Raw genomic sequence first — 21,544 nt, forward strand, 5'->3', positions numbered from 1 at the left:
ACTAATAAAGTTATCGAAAAACAATATCACTTATCACCTCTCGCCTTAATTCTTCATTAATCATTTTGATTATCTTACTCTTACCATAAGTCAATTCCTCACGAACTATAGGTGATGATAAAGCCACATATAATACATCCCGTTTCAAAATAATATCTAAAGTATAATTCGCAATACCAGGCCCTAATAAATTACGCCAAGCTTCGCGAACATCAAGAGAATTGATACCATAATCCAACTTATTCTCTTTGATTATTATCTTCAGAATATCTTGAATACTACTTTCTTCTCTAAGTCGCTTCTGCGCTTCAAATTTTTTCACGATAATTATTTTTTTACACTTACCGGATCAGCTTTCTTATAATAGTAAATGATATTATTCTCATTTTTAACCACTAATTCTTTCTCACTTAATTTAACTAATTCTTCTTTCCACTCAGAAAAATCAGTCTTATATGAAAATAGTGTTTTCCCTTCTTCATTTAAAATGACCAATTGCTCAGGAACATCATTTGTCAAAAACTCACCATTAAACTGAGGCATTACCTTTTGACGAAATCCAACTCCTAAACTATCAACCTCAAAGTAATCGATCGTTCCATTCACGGTATAATCTTTCTCAGCACCATCTGGTAATTTCGCTTTCTCAATTTCCCAGTAACCATTTACCAATACTAAGTCAGCCTGTTTGATCTCTTTACCACATCCAACTAATAATAGTAATGTACTAAAAATAACACTAAATAATATCTTACGCATATCTATTATTTAAAAAATGAATCAACAAACTCATATTTATTGAACACTTGTAAATCTTCAATACCTTCTCCAACCCCAATATATTTTACTGGAATTTGAAATTGATCAGAAATACCGATTACAACACCACCTTTTGCTGTTCCATCTAATTTAGTTACTGCTAATGAAGTTACCTCTGTTGCAGCAGTAAATTGTTTTGCTTGTTCAAAAGCATTTTGTCCTGTAGATCCATCTAAAACTAACATTACATCGTGTGGCGCATCACCAACAACTTTCTGCATTACACGTTTAACTTTTGTCAACTCGTTCATCAAGTTTACCTTATTGTGTAAACGCCCAGCTGTATCAATAATTACAACATCGGCCCCTTGATTAACTGCTGATTGTAACGTATCAAATGCAACAGAAGCAGGATCACTTCCCATTTGTTGTTTAACAATCGGAACATCAACTCTATCTGCCCAAACTTGTAACTGATCAATTGCCGCTGCTCTAAACGTATCAGCTGCTCCAAGAACAACCTTTAAACCAGCCTTTTTAAATTGGTAAGCAAGTTTTCCAATGGTAGTTGTTTTACCAACACCATTTACACCCACCACCATTAAAACATAAGGCTTTTTATCTTTAGGTACTTCAAACTCTGTAGATTCACCTGATTTTGTTTCAGATAACAAACTTGCGATCTCTTCTCTCAGAATTTTATTTAATTCATCTGTTCCAACATATTTATCACGCGAAACACGTTCTTCAATACGTTCTATAACTTTTAAAGTTGTATTAACTCCAACATCAGATGAAACAAGTATCTCTTCTAAATTATCAAGTACATCATCGTCAACTTTTGACTTACCTGCAACTGCTTTAGTAAGCTTTGAAAAAAAAGAAGATTTAGACTTTTCTAAACCTTTATCTAAAGTTTCCTTCTTCTCTGAAGAAAATAGCTTTTTGAAAAAACCCATAATTACGTTATTAACTTACACAAATATAAAGAATAATTACCATCCTGAAAATAGGTGCAAAAACAAAATAGATATAATAAAAAAAAAGCTGTCGAATGGACAGCTTTTTTCAAGATTTTATAATGGTAAAATTATTTCTTGTTTAAGAAATCATCTACGAAATCAGGAGCCATAACAGCCTCAACGAATGTGTAAGCACCTGTCTTTGGAGATTTAACCATTTTGATTGCTTTAGTCAACTTTTTAGAAGATGTTCTTAAAGTTGCTACGGTTTTCTTTGCCATGACTACTAATTATTTAATTTCTTTGTGTAATGTTACTTTCTTCATGATAGGATTGAATTTTTTGATTTCCAATCTATCTGGAGTATTCTTCTTATTCTTAGTCGTGATGTATCTTGAAGTCCCTGGTAAACCAGATGCTTTATGTTCTGTACACTCTAAGATTACTTGAATTCTGTTACCTTTCTTTGCCATCGTATTCTATTTTTTATGGTCTCAGATTATTTTACTAATCCCTTTACTTTTGCATCTTTCAACACAGCAGTAATACCTTTTTTATTAATTGTTTTTAATGCAGACGTTGATAATTTCAATGTTACCCATCTGTCTTCTTCAGCAATGTAGAAACGTTTTTTAACTAAGTTTACAGAAAACTTTCTCTTAGTTTTATTCATCGCGTGAGAAACGTTGTTTCCAACCATTGCTCTTTTACCAGTAATTTCACAAACTCTTGACATTATTTCTTATCTTTTATTTCAATATTCAAAATCAGGGTGCAAAGTAACGAAAAAGAAAATTATTTTACAAAAACTTTTTACGTTATTTTTCTAATATTTCATTATATATCAAGTCTAAACCTTTGGAAACCGCACTATTTATGACTTTCTCTCTTGGTTGACCGAACTGATATTTCTTTGCAAAAACTTTTTCAGGTGTTGCTATACCTATATATACTGTTCCTATTTCCTCAGGAGAGTCTCCTTTTGACGGTCCAGCATTACCAGTTGTAGCAATCGCATAGTCAGATTTAAATCTTTCTTTTGCTTTCGTCGCCATTTCTATAGCTACCTTTTCGCTTACTACACTATATTTATCTATCGTCGCTTGGTTTACTCCTAACAAGTCAATCTTACTTTGAGTAGAATAGGTTACTATTCCGCCTTTAAAATAACTTGAAGAACCTGGCTTCTCATTAAACATTGTAGAAAGTTTCCCCCCTGTACAACTTTCTGCAAAGGAAATAGTTTTTTCTCTATTTTCCAATTCTCTGATAACAATTTCTCCTAAACTTAAATCCTCATATGCACGAACATAGGGAATCACTGATTCAGGCAACGCTTTTAATTGATTATCAATAACTTGCTCCAAAAAAACCTTCGAATCACCTTGAATAGACAATCGTAATCTAACACTTCCTGCACTTGGCAAATAGGCCAACTTAACATTTTGTGGTAAATTATCTTCCCATTCTTCCAATAATTCTGCTAATAAACTCTCTCCTAAACCATAAGTAATTATAGTCTTGTGAAAATTAAATGATTTTTGAAATGTCTTCTCTACAAAAGGAACAACCTCATCTACAAAGATTGTTTTCATTTCAAACGGAACTCCTGGTAATGATATAAATGTAGTATTCTCTTTACTCATTAACATTCCTGGAGCTGTACCTACCTTATTAAATAGGACTTTAGCTTTCGAAGGAACTAATGCTTGTTGTCTATTTATTGGCGACAAAGGTCTTTTAAATAAACGTTCCAACATTTCTGAAACGTGATTCAAAACACTTTCATCTTCAATTAATCTATCTCCGAAGAAATCACAAAAAACGTTTTTAGTAACATCGTCTTTCGTAGGCCCTAAGCCTCCTGTGATAATAACTAAATCAACGATACTTAACTGTCTTTGTAAAACCGCTTCTATCGCCTCTCTTTTATCTGAAACTGTAATAATTTCTATAACATCAAAACCGAGCTTATCTAATTCTTTTGCAAGATAAGCCGAATTTGTATCAACTATTTGCCCTATCAGAATCTCATCACCTATTGTTACTATACTCGCTTTCATACTTACAAATCGAAATCTTTCTTCAACTCTTTTACCGCATTTTTTACGTGTGTTTTAAAAGACTTGAATATCTCTTTAACTTCTTTAGTTTTCCCTTCTTCTTTTGTCCATTTCTCAATTAAAGAAAGTTCTTCTAAAGCTTGATCCATACCTAAAAAATCTAATGAAGGCAATAAAGCTTGTGTATGCTTGTTAACTTTTACATATGCCTTTTCATCTATCCCTGTCTTCATTTTTTTCAAACGACGACGTGAATCCTCTATAAAATCAACCAATCTCTCTTTAACAAGTTCTTGATCGTCATTATACTTTTTAAACAAAGGACCTAAGTCATAATAAAGTGCCATAAAACTATTTTACATTTAAACGAAATATCGGTCTTCCTGCAATTTCACCTTCTAAAACATCCCCTTCATTTACTTTACCTACTCCTGCTGGAGTTCCTGTATAAATTAAATCGCCTGTTTTTAAAGTAAAATATTTTGAAACTTCTGCAATAATCTCATCTATATTCCAAATCATCTGTGCCGTTGAAGCTTTCTGAACTACATTCCCATTTTGTTTCAACAAAAACTCTGTATCAAACAAATTAGGTAATTCATCCTTTGAAAAGAAGGTCCCAACATTTGCCGAACCATCAAAGCCTTTTGCTTTTTCCCAAGGAAGCCCTTTTTCTTTCAATTTGCTTTGAAGATCTCTTGCGGTAAAATCAATTCCCAACGAAACTTGATCATAATATTTATGAGCAAATTTGACATCAATATACTTTCCTACCTTACACACTTTCAACACAAGCTCTACTTCATAGTGAATATCCTCAGAAAACTCCGGAATTACAAAAGGAATTTCCTTTCCCAACAAAGCTGTATCTGGTTTTATAAACAAAACAGGCTCACTTGGTCTTTCATTATTAAGCTCAGCTATATGATCTACGTAATTTCTACCAACACAAATAATCTTCATTTTCTTATGTTATTAGATTAAAACTTATTGTTTAATTTTCTCAATTTAATTCCTGTCAACACTTTCTTAGTGTATAAAGGGAAATCGGCATTTTGAATCCAACCATAATAACCTGGTTCTTTTTCTAATACTTCAGACACTAATACACCTTTATTTTTTCCGAAAGTAAAAATCTCTTCACCATCTTCATTTAACGCAATAAATCCAGCAAAATCAACACTTCTTTTTCTTGTTGTAAATTCAGACAATGCTTTCATATCATTCTCCAAATCCTCATAACGATCTAATTGTGCTTTTAAAATCTCATAAGTAGCATTTGTATCTGCTGCTGCTGAGTGTGCATTTTCAAGAATTTCGTTACAATAAAAGCGATAAGCAGCACTTAAAGTACGCTCCTCTTTCTTATGAAAGATAGTCTGAACATCAACTGACACTCTATTTCCCATTTCAAAATCAACTCCAGCACGCAACAATTCTTCTGCTAATAAAGGAATATCAAATCGATCAGAATTAAACCCAGCTAAATCAGCATCCTTAATCATATTGTAAACTTGTGAAGCCAACTCTTTAAATGTTGGTTCATTTGCTACTTTCTCATCTGTAATCCCGTGTATCTTTGAAGACTGTTCTGGTATAGGCATTCCCGGATTAACCAACCAAGTTCTACTTTCTTTGTTTCCGTTTGGATATACCTTTAAAATTGCAATCTCTACAATTCTGTCCTTCGCTACATCAATACCTGTTGTTTCTAAATCGAAAAAACAAATTGGTCTATGTAATTTTAATTCCATTATTCAGATTTTGTTTACTACAAATATATAAAATGTAAAACACTCATTCAGGTTATAACGTCCTAAGTTTAAAAAACAATTAACGTTAAGATTTAAATTCTACTTGTTTTTTAAACAAAAGAAGCCACTTACGAATAAGTGACTTCCTTCTTTAAAAACAATTATAACATTAACATTATCCCTTTTTAGAAAGGTGATTTTTTTACACTATCTGGTAAATCAGAAGATAAACTACCTAAGAAAGCAGCGATATCGTCTAATTGTTGTGCATCAAGTGTTATATTATTTTGAACAATACCCATAATTTCAACTGCTCGTTTTAAATCTGATACGGAACCATCGTGAAAATAGGGTGCTGTGTTTGTTACGTTTCTCAATCCTGGCACTTTAAACAAATACTTCTGAACTTCCTCTTTCGTTAAATCATACAATCCATTGTCAATTTTTTCAGACTCTGTCAATTCCCAGTAATTTTTATATACTCCGAATTTTTGGAACATTTGTCCTCCTAATGCTACGCCATTATGACAAGTAATACATCCTACACTCATAAAAGTTTCTAATCCTTTTTGTTCTTGTGCAGTTAAAGCCTTTTCATCTCCATCCAAAAACTTATCAAATCTACTCTCAGGATTCAATGTTCTCTCAAAAGCACCGATAGCATTAGTAATATTACCAAAACTAATAGGCTGTTTTTCTCCTTTATATACTTGAGCGAATAGATCTTTATACAAATCTATCTTTTGAATTCTCTCTTCTAATTCTTTTTCATTTTTAATATTGTGCTCTACAGGATTTAAAATAGGTCCACCTGCCTGCTCTTCTACATCTTTTGCACGACCATCCCAAAACTGCATACTATGCAATGATGCGTGTAATACCGTTGGTGAGTTTCTTGCTCCTAATGAACCGTCATCTCCAGGAGAAAACTTCTTGTTATCTACTCCAAATGTATTTAAATCGTGACAAGAGTTACAACTAATATTCCCCTCTCCTGATAACCTCGTGTCAAAATATAAATACTTCCCTAATTCTACTTTTTTGGGATCTAACTTCTCAAACTCTACTGTTGATAGAGACTTAAAATAAGTACTCGCTTTACTTAATAATTCTGATTTCTCATTTGAATTAACGTCTTCCGTTTTTTCTTGATCATTTTTACAAGCTACAAATGACATTAAAACAGATAATAAAACAACTTTTTTAAACATAGGTTTTTAATATTTATTTGTTCCTAAATGTACCTTATCAAAGAAATAATACATATGATAAATGTCAGCAGAATTGAAGTATTTCAAATTAAACAATTCTCAAAAACATCAGCAACAGACAATACTTTTAAACAATAAAAAACGCCTAAAAAAACACATATAATAAAATTAATTTTGTTTTATTAATTAATTATTATATTTTGGTATCAACCAATCAAAAACAATAAGCAATGAAATCTTCTTTTTACTTACTAATGCTAACTTTTTCTGGTTTGCTTCTTCAAAGTTGCCAAACAACAGAAACTATTGTTTCGGCTCCTTATAAATTAAACAAATCTGAAACAACTATATATTCTGCCAAAACCTTTATGTTTAAAAATTATTTCTTTACATATAAAGATGGAGAAGCTACACTTGTATATCAACAAGACGACAAGCTAAATAAAAAGTCAGAGCCTATTTTCTTGAAACTTCAAGAGAATAATTCTAACGGTAGATACCAAGAATTTATAGACTCAAGCAAACAAATAAGTGTAAAGATTATTAATCAGTATGAGGTAAGGCTTCAATTAGATAAAGCAAGATATACGTTATACACATCAAATCACTTAAAAGAAGTGAATGCTGATACAGATAAAATATTAGCCGATATGGCTATTTGGAAAAATGTCCGTTTTTAAATAACAAGAGGTTTCTAAATTTAGAAACCTCTTGTTATTTAATGCTTTTCAATTGTTATTCTATCCTTACAATGCTGGTTCGTATGTAGAAATCTCATTTCTTAACCACTCAGGTATTTCAATTGACCTTTTCTCTTTCATATCAATCATCACTTGAGTACTTGTTCCAATAGCATGCACTATTACCTCTCTTTCAGCACCATCGCTTAAAACAGCATATTCAATTTCAAAACTCTTCCCTCCCATTTTTGAAATTCGCACACCTACACGTGGATTTTGTACTGTTAGATTTATTTCTTTTAAATAATTACACGAAATATTCGCAATCACAAACATATCTTTATACCAATCCCACGTTTTACTTGCTTCCTTCATATAATATCCTCTACCTATTTGAAAATAGTCGATAAACACAACATTGTTAACGTGTCCTAAAGGGTCTAAATCACTCCATCTAACTTCTAACGGGTGATAAAATCTAAAATCACTTATATTAAATTCCATTTTTTTCAATTTATATCTCAAGATATAAATTCTAAAAGTGATTCCAATTTTTTTTAACAAATAGTCATACCTTTTTAAAAGAGAAATCATTAAAAAAGCCCTTAGCAAAATGCTAAGGGCTTTTTCAATCTCTGAAAGTATTTACTATATATTAGTAAATATCATAATGCTCTACCTGATGGAAGTCTTCATACGCTACTTCCTCATCACACTCTAAAGACGGGTAGTGATTCTCTCCTGCATCAAACAACATAACATTGATACGCTTAAATAATAACTCAAGCATTGTTTTTTGTCCTTCAACATCTAAATTCACATTCATCTTTACGATGTGCTCTTTTACTGGTGAACTTTTTTCTTTATCCACACATATTAAGGTAACACTAAAGCTTGTAATTCCCGACATAGAAATTCCTACTACTTTAAATTTTTCTTGATCTATACCAAAGTATTCCCCAATACTACTGATATAATTACCTTTGTTTGCAGCGATTCTGTCAGAGATATCAGCTGCGATACTTCCTGTGAAGTCATTGTAATGTACTTCTGCTTTCATAAACAACAAAATTTAATTTTCTTTTCACAGATAAAGATACTAATTCATTAATAATCACAACAATATATAATCATTATTAAGTATTTATAAATTCAAACAGAACATCTCTCAATTATAATTAAATATTTTACTAAAATAATAATTATAAAATATTAATTACCTTAATTAAATAAACAGAACAATCTTTTTTAGCTTTTAGACAAAACTTTAAATAAGTCAATAACACTAAATTAACATTTAACCACCTAATTACCTTAAATCACCCAATTATCACAATCAATTAAAGAATATCTTTAAACATATCACTAAAAACACCCTGTTAAAATTATTTAACACAATCTAAAAAAACCTTAAATAATTGTAATATTCACTAAATATTGATTGTAAAAAAGTCAAATCATCACTTTTTGTAATCTTCTTCACTTTATAATTGCTCTAAATAATCTTATTTCCAATATTTGAGAATAAAAATCAAAGGTTTCTTATTCCTTTTTTAATTATATATGCTGTTTCCTTGCTTCCATTTTCACGCATCCATTCATCACAAACTTCTTTTACAAAAAGAGGATTATCCTTAGCAGCATCATTTAACCAATTCCCTACACTGTCTCTAACGTATTTTGAAGAGTCTGCTTTTAACACTTCTAATATTGGTAAAGCAAGGCTGGGGTTGACTTTTAACTCAGTAATATGTGTTGCCCATACTCCTCTTGGACGTGTAGCTTCAGACGCAAACCTTCTGATATTCTCATTTCCATCCTTAGTCCATTCTTGTAATAAATTCAAACTTTCTTCTAAATTTTCAATGATATCTTGTCGAACTGCCATCCAAGAAATCTCACGTACTCCAAAATGTGTATCTCGCGCAAAGTCACTTATAGCCTTCAATTTGCCACTTATCAACATCTCTTTATTGTATTGTATGAAATATGTAGCCCAACAACGTACGGAATCACTTTTGTGATTTTTTAGTAATCCAAATAACTCCTTATCTCCTCTCTCTTTTGATAATTGATATAATGTATGCCCTACACTTTGATTGATCGTATTTGCTGTAACTTTTTTAAGACCTGCAATTCCATCTAACACTATAGGTATATATGCTGTACGTTTTAAATCTGCCAAAACATTTTCTACCAGTAACAACTTATCAATTGCTAACCATTCTGTAAGATTAGCACTTTCTATTTCCCCTCTATTCAATTGTTCTAAAATAGCAGTCGGTATATCTTTCATCGAACGGGCTCCTTTGCGCTTTTCCATTCCTTATATATTTTTTAGTAGTTCTGTAATCTCTACGCGATTCATATAATCCTTGTCTTCATATTTATAAGTTACAATTCCCTTTTCGTCTACAATATAAGTAACTGGAATTGGCAACTTATAATCTTCGTTTCCATTTATCAAAGTTAAATCAATTCCTAACGCTTTATAATAGGGGATTACATTTTCTTGCAACGCAAAACTTATTCCTAACACATTACTCAGTGCATTGTCTTTGTCTTGTAGTACACAGAAAGGAAAACTTGCTTCTGTACTCCACGCTGCATTTAAACTACTTTGTTGGGGAGTAATAACGACAACCTCACCTCCTTTTTGTTTGATTTCTGCATAATGTTTGGCAAGAAAACTTACCTCAACAGAACAAAAAGGACACCAATTCCCTCTTACAAAAGAAACAATCAACTTACTTGAGCCATATAATTCTTTTAAATCAACACTTTCTCCTTCTACTGTCAACAAACAAGCATCGGGAAATAAATCGCCAACCTCAACAACAGACTTTAACTCTTCTTGTCTCTTTAAATCTTCTATCGAAGAACTAAATACTTCTAATACTTCAGTAGGTAATTGCTTTGTCATCACCTCCTTTATTTCTTCTAACGCTTGCTTAATTTCATTCATTATAAAAACCTTATTTTTACAAAGATTATAAAGAGTAGTGGTCTGTACAATACCGCATAAAATTACCCCATAGGGATAAAAAAGTCACTTTTATGAATAACAAGCAACCAACGATAGAAGAAAAAGTATGCCCTCTTGAATTTGCAGTTAATGCAATAAGTGGAAAATGGAAAATTCCTATTGTTTGGCAAATCAATAATGGACATAAGCGCCCAAGTGAAATGCTTAGAGGAATAATGAAAGTTGACCGCCGTGTTCTCAATCAACAGCTAAAAGAGTTGGAACAGGATGGCATATTACTAAAAACAAGTTTTAATGAACTGCCACCACGAGTAGAATATTCCTTAACTCCACTTGGAGAAAAGTTAGTTGCTGTACTTTGGAACTTAAATGCGTGGGGAGAACTATTGCTAAAAGAAAAAACGGAATTATAATTCCTTATAATCCCGTTTATATATGTTTTTATTTATTATTAACCATCAAACTCCCCACAGTCGTGAATACTAAATGTTTTCAACTTACTATGTGTTGTATAAAAGGCTCCTATTCTAAAAAATTCTTTGTCTAACGACTGTCCCGTTACTGTAACTTTATAAACCGGCACCTCATCAATTTGTTCGAATATAAATTCATTTACAGGTGTCTTTACAGTAATTGTATTCTCTTTCTCTTCAATTCCTGTTACTTTAAACGATATTTGATTTTCTAAATCACACGCATTCATCAAGGTAATCATTTCACCATCTATCAATACATTAGCAATATCACAAGCATAACAATTACCTGAAAAATCAAGTCCATATCGCTCTGTAGCAATTGTACTTCCTTCTTCTACTATTTCCAAAGGAACCATTAATTCTGAAGTCAACTTGTGAATAGCTTCACTTTGTGTAGCTGTAACTTCTGATTTTACTTCACTTACTCCTGCTGTTTCTTCGTTTTCACCTTGCTTACAAGCAAACAATGCAAAGCACGCAATTAGTGTTACAACAATTTTTTTCATATTGATGATTTTTGACAAATGTATAGGATAGAATAATTTCTTACAATAGGTTACGAAAGTATTAATATTATTATTTGAATGCTATTCACCTTGTATGTATATTTTTTATATAGTACTTGTAATATGCTTCTATACTTTTACATAGTTTTTATACATTGGGTATACATAGAGTATACATACACTATACAAGCACTCTGAATAAAACTCCATTAAAAGAGTTGCAAAAGCATAGTAAATACAACATACTATTCTTTATTTAGGACTTAATTAATCACCATACATTCTAACAACAGCCTGACCCCGGACTACATTCACTCTTTTTACCTGCTACTTGTTCTGGTGTTATACCACAAGCATCTTCTGCTAAACAAGCGGTTAATGTATTAATTAACACAAAATGTGTACCGTTAAAATCTAATGTATATTTTCCTATTGTTGCTGCTCCTTGATACTCAACCTCAACTTCTGCATCTTCTATCCCTAATTTATTCTCTGACAAGCGAATTATATTAAACAACTTTCGAGCTTTTAATCGATGCTCAAAGTCGTTGGCATTCCACAACTGAAAACTAACTTTGATTTCGCGTCGAATTACACCTCCACAATCAATATATTTTTTATCAACTTGTCCCACTTCAGTTACGTGAAAATGTGCTGGAACAAACGAACCATCTTCAAACTGAAAATCTACTTTTTCTAAATTTTCTAAAGCTGCTTTAACCTCTGATAATTTCATATTCTCTTATTTATTGTTTCATTTATAATCGTATTATTACGATACGTTTATTTAAAAAAATGCTTTAACAGCATTTATCTACTTTTATATCTTGCGCAAAGAAAAGTCCAAACTCAACAGCAAATTCTTGCCACACTTGTTCGTCAATACAATAGCATACTGATTTCCCTTCAATATTCCCTTTGATAATCCCTGCATTTTTTAATTCTTTCAAGTGCTGAGAAATTGTAGCTTGTGCTAAGCCAAGTTCTTCTACTAAATCATTGCATATACAAGCGTGTTGGTTGATTATAAATTGTAAAATCGCTAATCTGGCAGGATGTGCCAACACCTTAAACATTGCTGCTAACTTATTCTTCTTATCGCTAAACAATTCTGACTTTGTAATTCCCATAACTTTTAATGCTTATAATATCATATCGCAATATTACGATATATATACAATGTAAAAAAGAAGTTTCTGTTAAATAGTAAACAACCTTCCTTTTCAGATTCTCCCAAGTAATAAATCACAGCTTTTGTATTTCACTAAAATTGTAATCAAAAAAAGAGTTACTTCTTTTTACAAAAAGTAACTCTCTTGATTTATAAAACTTTTATCCCCTTTAATCTTCTCTACTTCCATCATCAGCCATACGAACAATTTTAGGAGTAAACTTCGCTACTACATCAACTAACTCTCCTTGTGCTGCCATTACTTCATGAATATCTTTATAAGCCATAGGTGCTTCGTCTTTTCCGGCTCCAATTAACTGTACACCACAATCTGCTAAAACGGCTTTGATATCTTCTACCTTCAAGTTCTTGATAGCTTGTGTACGACTCATTTGTCGTCCTGCTCCGTGAGATGCTGAATTTAGTGCAGTTGCTTCTCCTTTTCCGCGAACTAAAAACCCAGGGGCAGTCATAGACCCAGGAATAATTCCCATAACTCCTTCACTCGCCGGTGTTGCTCCTTTTCTGTGTACAATAACTTCTTTTCCTTGGTACATCTCTTTCCACGCAAAGTTGTGGTGATTCTCAATCTTTGCTAATACCTCTGCTCCTATAGCTTTGGTCAACTTATCGTGAATTACCTCGTGACAAGCAGAGGCGTAATCTCCGGCTAAGTTCATCATCATCCAATATTCTTGTCCTTCTTGTGAATTCAAATCCAAGTAAGCAAGGTTAGCCGCTTCTTGTGGCAACTTACAAACCTCTTTTGCAATTTTAGTGTAATGCCCTGCAATTGTAGCTCCCATTCCACGAGAACCTGAGTGTGTCAATAAAGCTAAGTAAGTTCCTTTATCAATATTCAACACCTCATCGCGGTCTGTAAACTCCATAATCCCCCATTCTACAAAGTGGTTTCCCCCTCCTGATGAACCTAACTGTGACCAAGCTTTATCTTGTAAATTCTTGATAAACGGATTTAAGTTAAACTCTCCTCTATCTAATATAGCGTGATTGGCTTTATGTTGTCCTAAAAAACCGTGTCCTGCTCCAAACTTAGTGTGTTTCACTAATTGTTCTTTTAGCAAGCCTTCCATTCCATAAAACTCCATTCCTTTAATATCAAAAATAGACAGTGCCATTCTACAACCAATATCTACACCTACACCATACGGAATGATCGCATTTTCTGTAGCTAACACGCCTCCGATAGGCAATCCGTATCCTTGGTGTGCATCTGGCATTAATGCCCCAGCTACTGCAACGGGTAATTTCACAGCAGTTTGCATTTGTTTAATTGCTCCTTCTTCAATATGATCTGCTCCATAAATACTATAAGCAACAGCTTCTTCTCTTAATGGAATCACTCCTGTTTCTTCTCTTTGTCCTACGCCATCAATAATCGCTTTAGCCAACTTTCCAAATACCTTGTGATTTAGATAATCTTCTGCATTATCCAACACCATTTTATAATGTGCTAACATCTCTGTTTTGGTAAATCCTGTACGTTTCTTGTTTGCTTTTAAGGCAACACCCAACAAAGCGTTCTCTGGATAACCTATCGCAATCAAATCATTTCCGTTTATAACTGTATTTTCCTTTTTCATTTTATTTTATCTTTTTTCTCAGAAGAACAATTCTCTTTGTTTGTAACTCTGGTAGGATTCGAACCCACATTCCATATTGGCAGTACGGCTGTTAATACGCTTCCCTACTATCTTCGGTGCCTCTGTAAACTCTACCAACTTGTCCGCGCAGGTCAAGCCGGGATATCCGTACACTCTACGTTAGCAAATTTAACCGTAGGCTTTTGCTTTTAAGCTACAGAGTCATTTGACTATTAATTACAAAGAATGTGTTCTTCTAAATTATACAATGCCTTTTTATAAACAAACTACTTGGGTTAACGCCATAAAAAAAGGCAATTACGATGTGTAATTGCCTTGATATCTATAGCAAGTAGTGCGTTACTACAGCAAACGATGCATTATTTTCCAAATACCTCTTTCAACTGTTGTAATACATTACCACCACCAGATAAGCTGATTTCACCAACTTTCTCGGCAATTTTCTCGATGTATTCCATCTCTTTTAACTTCAGCAACATTTCATTCTCTTCCATTAGTTTGGCAGTATTCAACAAACTTCTTGTTGCTGCTGTCTCTTCACGGCGAGTAATCATATTGGCTTGTGCTTTCTTTTCAGCAACTAACACTTGGTTCATAATTTCACGGATCTCTCCTGGCAAGATGATATCTTTGATACCACAAGCTGTTAAATCAATACCTAATGCTGCAATTGAAGCCTTCACTTCTTGCAATAAATCGCCTGATAAGTTCTCTTTATTTTCCATTAATTCGTCAAAAGACATTCTTCCGATTTTCTCTCTCAACATTAATTGGATAATAGTGTACACTTGTCTTTCAACGTCTTTATTATCAACATAAGCTACAAGTAGGTCTTTCACTTGGTATGTTAAGCTAAAGTTTACTCTTAATTGTACTTTGTCTTTTGTCAATATCTCTTGCCCATTCATCTCCATATTCTGTTGACGAATATCAATATACTGTGTCTCAATAATAGAATCGTTGTTCCAGAAACGGTATTCACCTGCTTCTAAAATACGTTCAAACTTACCGTTGATTACTAATAACGCTCTCTCGTTTGCAGACACAACAACCTTGCGGATGAATTGCCCCATATTACCTTTGTTTGTCAATACACGAGGAATCGTTTCGTCAACCTCTATTGTATCGATGTTGTAACGCTCAAAAGCAAACTCAGTAGCGTCTTTCCAAAAGATATGTCTTCCCGCCCCAAGAGCAGTCATAAATACCTTGTTCTTGAACACTAAAACAACTTCATTGTCTAATACGTCAATTACATTCAACATCGCTTGTAATGTACTATTTTGCAATAGTGCATCTACGTCTTCGCGAACTGGGAACATATCCGCTTTGTTGAATTGCTCAATTTCTTTATTACCCCAAATAATATATTGTCCTGTCTGATATACTTTAGTCAATTCACCTTGGTTAAAAACTAAGGCAACGTGATTTGTTTTTACTTGTAACTTTTTCATTGTACTATTTTTTTAATCTTTTAAATCTTTTGTTGAAAAAGGAGCGATAAATAGGCTTCCCTTTTTTATAAACGGAAAAACGAGTTAAGCATTCGTTAGTATAGCTTGTGTAGTGTCCAAGTTACCTCAGCAAGCAAAGTAAATTCTCACTACATCCCATATACCTCACCAAAACTTATACTTGTTTTTTCAGGTTTAAAAAAAGGTGTTCTTTGTCGAAACAAAAAACAGAAACACTATTTATCAGAACCTTTTATGATGAGAGGTTTTTATAGAAGTCCTCTGCTTCATCCATAAATGCCCGAAGGCTGCGTGAATATTCCGCTTTACCATTTAAGCTATATTGCCTTTTGACAATAATAGGATTCGAACCTACATCTTGAATATGGAAACGAGCATTGCCCGTTTGTTCTAAGTCCACAAGCAGTATAAGGTAAACTATTGTCCCTCACTTCCGTGCTATTCAGAAACACTTCCAAGGCTTGCGTCTTTCGAACAGTACAAAGATGCGCATTTATATGCGCAATAGACTTGCGCAGATTAAAAAAAGTTTAAAAATATTCACTAACATTTGTTTTACAACACTTTACAAACAATACCTTTTTAAACAAAAAACAACTACGCAAATCCTTTGCGTACATAATAAGTTTTTGTGTACTTTTATCTCCTATTATTTATCGACAAAAGGAATGGCTACAAATAAATTGGCATTATTACGCTACAAAATCATTGACGAATGCTTACAAAATAGGTTTAGAAAATGGACATTAGATGACTTGATTGAAAAAGTCTCTGATGCGTTATATGAATTTGAAGGAATAGATAGTGGTGTTAGTAAACGTACCATTCAACTGGATATTCAAACGATGCGTAGTGATAGCTTAGGATATAATGCTCCTATTGTTGTTGTAGACCGAAAGTACTATACTTACGAAGATCCTGATTTTAGCATTAAAAATTCTCCTATTAACGATACTGATATGGAGAAACTAAAAGAGGTAGTCAATATTTTAAAACACCTCAACGGTTTTAGTCAAGTGGATGAGATGAGTGAGATGATTGCTAAACTTGATAATAGCTTGCTTAAGCGTAGTTCTAAAGCTCCTGACTATATACAGATGGAAAACAATAATCGCTTAAAGGGGATTCAATTTATCAATCCTTTGTATGAGGCGATAAAAAGTAAACAGCCCATTTTGATTGAATACAAATCTTTCAAATCGCAACAAGCAAGTAAAGAAATATACCATCCATATTTATTAAAAGAATATAGAAATCGCTGGTTCTTGATCACAAGAAATAATAAGTTACCTCATTTACTCACGCTGGCTTTGGACAGAATTGTAAATATACACACCTTAGCAAATGAACCTTTTAAACAATATGAGGGCATTGACTTCAACCGTTATTTTGAGGATACAATAGGCGTTACTAAAACTGAAAAAGACAGAGCAAAAAAAGTTATTCTTTGGATTGATGCCAATAATGCTCCTTATGTAAAGACAAAACCTATTCACCCTTCACAACAGGTGATTTCCGAAACGAAAGAAGGGACAACTTTTCGCTTAGACGTGGTTCTAAACTTTGAATTGGAGCGTGAAATACTTGGTTTTGGGGAAAATATGATAGTTCTTGAACCAAAAGAATTAAAAAAGAGAATAGGTAAACGCCTGTCTAAAATGATTGAAAATTATAATATTACGCCTAAAAATGATTGATTATCTAAATCATAATATTGTTTTTTAATACAAAACTGCCTTTAATCATATAATTATTTCTCAAAGCTTACGTACCTTTGCAGTTATGAAACACTTTATAGTAGTCATAGTAATGTTATTCTTTATGAAGCCAGTATTCCCAATATTGGACTTCGTGGTTAACTATGATGCTATTCAAGAACTGTGTATCAATAAAGATAAGCCTGAATTAGAATGTAACGGTAGCTGTCACTTAAAAAGTGAATTAGCTAAAACAGCTCAGGAGGATAATCCTTTCTCAGCTAAGAAGACATTTCAATTGCAATTAGAGGTACTTTTCTTTAATCCCTACGAATGGGATAGTCCTGTAATCCCCACAATTCCCTTTGCTACGAAAGTAACTGATAGTTACCAAATAGCTTATACTTACTTACCTACGTTTGATTTTATCAAACCACCACACGCTTAAATCTTATTTTATTACCGTTTTATATACTGACTTTGTGCTATTTAGCGCATAAGCCACTATGTACCTATAATTATAATTTTAAGATTTAAACAAAATGAAAAAAATACTATACTTCGCTTTTACAGCAATCGCAATCGCTTTTACAACAACTTCTTGTTCTTCTGATGATAATTCAATGTTAAAGGGGCCAACTACAAGACCTGTTGAAATCATTACAGACCCAATAAAAACACAAACAGAAGGCGATTATTCTATTAAAGTGTTTACTAATACTAAAGAGTTTTACGCTCCTTCTACAGCTCCAATTATCATAGAAATTACAGATAATAAAGATGAGACTAATAAAGTGTTTACAAACACAAAAATGGCTATCACAATGCATATGACAATGCAAGATGGTCATCAAATGTCTCACTCTGCTCCTATTACACAACTTAGACCTGTAGCTGGAACTACTAATAAGTTTGAAGGGGAAATTATGTTTTCTATGGCAGGAATGGAGTTAGAAAAAAACTATTGGACAATTACTGTTGAATCAGAAAACAAAGGAAATAAGATTAAAACAGATATCAATACAACTGTTAGACCAGGCAATTTCTTTGACAGAGAAAATATTATAAATTCTATTGCAAAAGGAGATAACAAAACATTAGAAATGTTCACTTATAATGGTAAAAATCATTTCATCGCTTTTCATCAAATACCAAATCCAAAGGTTGGAAGAAATAAAATGCAGGTATCGGTTTTTAGATCAGAAAAAATGGGAATGGAATTTCCTGTTGTAGAAAACTTATCTATAGAAATTGATCCAAGAATGCCAGATATGGCAAACCATGGTGTTAGTGCAGCTATAAACCCTTTAAAATACAATAGTAATATTGGAATGTATGATGGTACTATTGTATTCAATATGCCTGGATATTGGTATATCAATTTAGTAGTGAAAGACGAAGCTGGGAATATTGTTGCTGGTAAGCCTGTATATACTCCTGTTAGAGTTAATAAAGACACTGATATAACTCCTGTTCTTGGTGACAAATTCCTTGATATATTCATATAATTTATACTTGCCCAACCTAAAGTCATCCACTTTTTAATAAAAGACTATGTTTAAACATATATATATAACTGGTGTATTAACTGCCCTAAGTGCTACAATGGCAATAGGGCAAAATACATCAGCAAATGACACGCTTAAGAATAGCAATTTGAAAGAGGTTGTTCTAACTTATTCAAAAGAAAAAGAGCTTGTTGATAAAAAACCATTGACAACTATTGATGATTATCTTGCTAAAAAAGAAAACATCACTTTAGTTAGACGTGGTGCTTATGCTTGGGAGCCGTTAATCAACAATATGACGATTGAGCGTACAAGACAAACTATTGATGGAATGCAAATATTCCACGCTTGTACAGATAAAATGGATCCTATTACTTCTTATGTCGAAATCAACAACCTTGACCAAATAGATGTTACTTCTGGTTCACAAGGCTCTATTTTTGGTCCTACTTTAGGTGGTAGCATCGACTTGAGAACAAAGAAACTTGCTTTTACTGAAGACAAACAATTTAGCGGACAAGTGCAAACTGGTTTTGAGAGTATCAACAAACAAAAGATTGTAGGCGGAAACTTCGACTTCACTTCTAAAAAGTTCTATGCGAGTGGTTCTATTATGTTTAGAGATGCAGACAATTATAAAGCTGGTGGAAATAAAGAGGTTTTATACTCTCAATTTAGAAAACTAAATACATCTGGTATTTTAGGTTACTCAATCAACAAAAGCAATAGCGTTGAAGCTGCTATTATCTATGATAAAGCAACAGACATTGGTTACCCTGCCCTACCAATGGATGTATCGTTAGCAGAAGCGATTATCACTTCTGTGAAACACACTTACATTCCTACTGATTCTTGGGTAACAAAATGGGAAACTAAATTGTACTACAATACAATTACACATAGAATGGATGATACCAATCGCCCAGATGTAGCTATCCGTATGGATATGCCAGGATGGAGCGATACTTTTGGTGCATATTCTACTATATCAGCAACAGCTAAAGAAAACCACCATTTAAGTGCTACAGTGAACACTTACCACAATAAGTCTATTGCGGAAATGACAATGTTCTCAACTCTTACTAACGCCGTTAACATGTCTGTTTACACTTGGCCTAACGTTAAAACTACTTATGTTGGAGGGACTTTTAAAGACCATTGGCAAATAGACGACAGTCAGAGTTTAATGCTAACAGCAAGTATCGGATCTCATAATAATACAGTTAGTGAAGCTGGTGTAAATCAATTGAGAATTTTCTTAGTAGATGATTCGTTTAAAAAAGATAAAACAAGAGTAGTTGGTAATTTTGCTGCTAACTATGAAAAACTACAAGACAATTGGGTTTATGGAGTTGGTATAGGATATGGTAACAGAGCTCCTTCTGTTTCTGAAGGATATGGATATTACCTTTTCAACAGTGGAGATAAGTATGACTATATTGGTAACCCAGGTATGAAAAACGAGTCTTCTTACGAAGCTAACTTATTTGTAAAATATGTTTCTCCTGCTTTCTCAACTAAATTATCTGGTAATTTCTTCTATTTAGACAATTATATCATTGGTGTAATTACTCCTCCATTCAACGCAATGACTCCAGGAGGAAATGGGCTTAAGATTTACCAAAATATTGACCATGCTATTCAAGCTACAATTGATTGGAATTTCAAATACAATGTAGATACTCATTGGACTGTATCCGGAGGTGTTGGATATAGCTACGGAAAAGATAAAGACGAAAACACATTGCCTTTTATTAGTCCTATTGCTTATCGCGCTGCAGTTGATTATAAATATAATTCGTTTAATACTCAATTAGGCGTTACTGGTAATGCAATAAAAAGCAATGCTGCTGAAGCGTATGGAGAAACTACTACTCCTGCTTATGCAACATTAAACTATAATGCAAACTACAAGTTTAACTTTGGTACACAAATATTAAGTATTGGTGCTGGTGTTGAAAACATCTTAGACACTAATTACACTACATATTCTGATTGGAACAAAATTCCAAATCCAGGAAGAAACTTCTTTGTAAACTTATCTTACAAATTATAATATCTTAAAAACCGGTAATTCTCTTACCGGTTTTTTTATTTCTTGTTAGTGTGATCGCTATTTATAAATACATATATTATCTTTAACTATCTCGCATTCTTAATATAAATGGCGATTAGCTATAGAGACAAAGAGATTTTCTTATAACCATTACTTATTTTTAAACACATTAAACACAACCAATTTACAATGGCGCGTATTAAACTAAACTTACCAAACGAATATATCTTCTCAACAACAATACCCGTGAGAATCACAGACCTTAATTATGGTAATCACTTAGCAAATGACAAACTCTTATCTATCCTTCACGAGGCACGAGTGCTGTTTTTAGCTAACTTTGGATATACAGAGTTAGATTGTGCAGGAAAAGGCTTAATAATGGGTGATGTGGCTATAGAATACAAGAATGAAGCTTTCTATGGTGATCACTTAACAATACAAGTAGTTGCCGGAGATTTTACAAGAGTAGGTTTTGACTTGTACTACCTTGTTCAAACAGAAACAAAACTAATTGCAAAAGCAAAAACAGGTATGGTTACTTTTGATTACAATAAGAGAGCTGTAGTAGAAGTACCTGAAGTATTGAAAACACAATTCATTCCACAAGAATAA

Annotated in this window: 27 protein-coding genes; 7 read left to right on the top strand and 20 right to left on the bottom strand. The window is 32.9% G+C overall.

The genetic code is table 11. The features are described from left to right. Nucleotides 1-10: 10 nt before the first annotated feature. The 11 genes from GQS07_RS01480 to GQS07_RS01530 all read right to left on the bottom strand — a co-directional run bounded on the left by GQS07_RS01480 (nt 11) and on the right by GQS07_RS01530 (nt 6,749). Nucleotides 11-322 carry a DUF721 domain-containing protein gene (locus tag GQS07_RS01480; RefSeq protein WP_158209333.1) on the bottom strand — a complete coding sequence of 104 codons (312 nt, stop codon included), beginning with the start codon at nt 320-322 and terminating at the stop codon, nt 11-13. 5 nt (nt 323-327) lie between these two features. Then, nucleotides 328-759 carry a hypothetical protein gene (locus GQS07_RS01485; protein ID WP_158209334.1) on the bottom strand — a complete coding sequence of 144 codons (432 nt, stop codon included), beginning with the start codon at nt 757-759 and terminating at the stop codon, nt 328-330. 5 nt (nt 760-764) lie between these two features. Further along, nucleotides 765-1,718, bottom strand: coding sequence for a signal recognition particle-docking protein FtsY (gene ftsY / locus GQS07_RS01490; RefSeq protein ID WP_090409324.1), 954 nt, complete (start codon nt 1,716-1,718; stop codon nt 765-767). 131 nt (nt 1,719-1,849) lie between these two features. Then, nucleotides 1,850-2,002 (bottom strand): DUF4295 domain-containing protein, encoded by a 153-nt coding sequence (locus GQS07_RS01495; protein ID WP_006260302.1) that lies wholly within the window; start codon nt 2,000-2,002, stop codon nt 1,850-1,852. Between the two features lie 9 nt (nt 2,003-2,011). Beyond that, nucleotides 2,012-2,194, bottom strand: coding sequence for a 50S ribosomal protein L33 (gene rpmG, locus GQS07_RS01500; RefSeq protein WP_090409327.1), 183 nt, complete (start codon nt 2,192-2,194; stop codon nt 2,012-2,014). A gap of 26 nt (nt 2,195-2,220) precedes the next feature. Further along, entirely contained in the window at nt 2,221-2,457 is a 237-nt protein-coding gene (gene rpmB / locus GQS07_RS01505) for a 50S ribosomal protein L28 (RefSeq protein WP_010250743.1), read from the bottom strand. 82 nt (nt 2,458-2,539) lie between these two features. Further along, a complete protein-coding gene (locus tag GQS07_RS01510) occupies nt 2,540-3,784 on the bottom strand; it encodes a competence/damage-inducible protein A (protein ID WP_158209335.1) in 1,245 nt (414 codons plus the stop codon). 2 nt (nt 3,785-3,786) lie between these two features. After that, on the bottom strand, nt 3,787-4,131 hold the full coding sequence (locus GQS07_RS01515) for a histidine kinase (protein WP_158209336.1): 345 nt from the start codon (nt 4,129-4,131) through the stop codon (nt 3,787-3,789). A 4-nt stretch (nt 4,132-4,135) separates the two neighbouring features. Then, nucleotides 4,136-4,747: a fumarylacetoacetate hydrolase family protein gene (locus GQS07_RS01520; protein ID WP_158209337.1), complete on the bottom strand. Its 612-nt coding sequence runs from the start codon at nt 4,745-4,747 to the stop codon at nt 4,136-4,138. A gap of 17 nt (nt 4,748-4,764) precedes the next feature. Further along, nucleotides 4,765-5,538, bottom strand: a complete 774-nt coding sequence (locus GQS07_RS01525) for a 3'-5' exonuclease (protein ID WP_158209338.1) — start codon at nt 5,536-5,538, stop codon at nt 4,765-4,767. 185 nt (nt 5,539-5,723) lie between these two features. After that, a complete protein-coding gene (locus GQS07_RS01530) occupies nt 5,724-6,749 on the bottom strand; it encodes a cytochrome c peroxidase (RefSeq protein ID WP_158209339.1) in 1,026 nt (341 codons plus the stop codon). Nucleotides 6,750-6,979: 230 nt separating this feature from the next. Between GQS07_RS01530 and GQS07_RS01535 the strand changes: the two genes are divergently transcribed. Further along, entirely contained in the window at nt 6,980-7,429 is a 450-nt protein-coding gene (locus GQS07_RS01535) for a hypothetical protein (protein ID WP_158209340.1), read from the top strand. A gap of 66 nt (nt 7,430-7,495) precedes the next feature. Here GQS07_RS01535 and GQS07_RS01540 read toward each other — a convergent pair whose 3' ends face one another. From GQS07_RS01540 to GQS07_RS01555, 4 genes are all read right to left on the bottom strand, one after another. Next, nucleotides 7,496-7,933, bottom strand: coding sequence for an acyl-CoA thioesterase (locus GQS07_RS01540; RefSeq protein WP_158209341.1), 438 nt, complete (start codon nt 7,931-7,933; stop codon nt 7,496-7,498). A gap of 151 nt (nt 7,934-8,084) precedes the next feature. Then, entirely contained in the window at nt 8,085-8,489 is a 405-nt protein-coding gene (locus tag GQS07_RS01545; RefSeq protein ID WP_158209342.1) for a hypothetical protein, read from the bottom strand. A 471-nt stretch (nt 8,490-8,960) separates the two neighbouring features. After that, nucleotides 8,961-9,752: a DNA alkylation repair protein gene (locus GQS07_RS01550; RefSeq protein ID WP_158209343.1), complete on the bottom strand. Its 792-nt coding sequence runs from the start codon at nt 9,750-9,752 to the stop codon at nt 8,961-8,963. Between the two features lie 3 nt (nt 9,753-9,755). After that, complete coding sequence (locus tag GQS07_RS01555) at nt 9,756-10,394, bottom strand: peroxiredoxin-like family protein (RefSeq protein WP_158209344.1); 639 nt, start codon at nt 10,392-10,394, stop codon at nt 9,756-9,758. A 92-nt stretch (nt 10,395-10,486) separates the two neighbouring features. Between GQS07_RS01555 and GQS07_RS01560 the strand changes: the two genes are divergently transcribed. Further along, nucleotides 10,487-10,828 (top strand): winged helix-turn-helix transcriptional regulator, encoded by a 342-nt coding sequence (locus GQS07_RS01560; protein ID WP_158209345.1) that lies wholly within the window; start codon nt 10,487-10,489, stop codon nt 10,826-10,828. 38 nt (nt 10,829-10,866) lie between these two features. On the opposite strand, the gene GQS07_RS01565 is transcribed toward GQS07_RS01560, so the two are convergent. The 5 genes from GQS07_RS01565 to GQS07_RS01585 form a co-directional block, all read right to left on the bottom strand. Continuing rightward, entirely contained in the window at nt 10,867-11,397 is a 531-nt protein-coding gene (locus tag GQS07_RS01565) for a hypothetical protein (RefSeq protein WP_233269296.1), read from the bottom strand. 283 nt (nt 11,398-11,680) lie between these two features. Then, on the bottom strand, nt 11,681-12,133 hold the full coding sequence (locus GQS07_RS01570; RefSeq protein ID WP_158209346.1) for a DUF6428 family protein: 453 nt from the start codon (nt 12,131-12,133) through the stop codon (nt 11,681-11,683). 64 nt (nt 12,134-12,197) lie between these two features. Beyond that, entirely contained in the window at nt 12,198-12,527 is a 330-nt protein-coding gene (locus GQS07_RS01575; RefSeq protein ID WP_158209347.1) for an ArsR/SmtB family transcription factor, read from the bottom strand. Between the two features lie 211 nt (nt 12,528-12,738). Then, nucleotides 12,739-14,172, bottom strand: coding sequence for an RtcB family protein (locus tag GQS07_RS01580; protein ID WP_158209348.1), 1,434 nt, complete (start codon nt 14,170-14,172; stop codon nt 12,739-12,741). A 380-nt stretch (nt 14,173-14,552) separates the two neighbouring features. Further along, the gene (locus GQS07_RS01585; RefSeq protein WP_158209349.1) at nt 14,553-15,647 is read right to left on the bottom strand and encodes a slipin family protein; all 1,095 of its coding nucleotides are present in this window, start codon (nt 15,645-15,647) and stop codon (nt 14,553-14,555) included. Nucleotides 15,648-16,336: 689 nt separating this feature from the next. Here GQS07_RS01585 and GQS07_RS01590 point away from each other — a divergent pair. The 5 genes from GQS07_RS01590 to GQS07_RS01610 all read left to right on the top strand — a co-directional run bounded on the left by GQS07_RS01590 (nt 16,337) and on the right by GQS07_RS01610 (nt 21,544). Beyond that, nucleotides 16,337-17,365, top strand: a complete 1,029-nt coding sequence (locus GQS07_RS01590; RefSeq protein ID WP_158209350.1) for a helix-turn-helix transcriptional regulator — start codon at nt 16,337-16,339, stop codon at nt 17,363-17,365. 85 nt (nt 17,366-17,450) lie between these two features. Continuing rightward, the gene (locus GQS07_RS01595) at nt 17,451-17,813 is read left to right on the top strand and encodes a hypothetical protein (protein WP_158209351.1); all 363 of its coding nucleotides are present in this window, start codon (nt 17,451-17,453) and stop codon (nt 17,811-17,813) included. 94 nt (nt 17,814-17,907) lie between these two features. Then, on the top strand, nt 17,908-18,873 hold the full coding sequence (locus tag GQS07_RS01600) for a hypothetical protein (RefSeq protein WP_158209352.1): 966 nt from the start codon (nt 17,908-17,910) through the stop codon (nt 18,871-18,873). A 46-nt stretch (nt 18,874-18,919) separates the two neighbouring features. Then, the gene (locus tag GQS07_RS01605; RefSeq protein ID WP_158209353.1) at nt 18,920-20,929 is read left to right on the top strand and encodes a TonB-dependent receptor plug domain-containing protein; all 2,010 of its coding nucleotides are present in this window, start codon (nt 18,920-18,922) and stop codon (nt 20,927-20,929) included. A gap of 189 nt (nt 20,930-21,118) precedes the next feature. Beyond that, entirely contained in the window at nt 21,119-21,544 is a 426-nt protein-coding gene (locus tag GQS07_RS01610; protein WP_158209354.1) for a thioesterase family protein, read from the top strand.

This window comes from Myroides phaeus (assembly GCF_009799805.1).
Classification (GTDB): domain Bacteria; phylum Bacteroidota; class Bacteroidia; order Flavobacteriales; family Flavobacteriaceae; genus Flavobacterium; species Flavobacterium phaeum_A.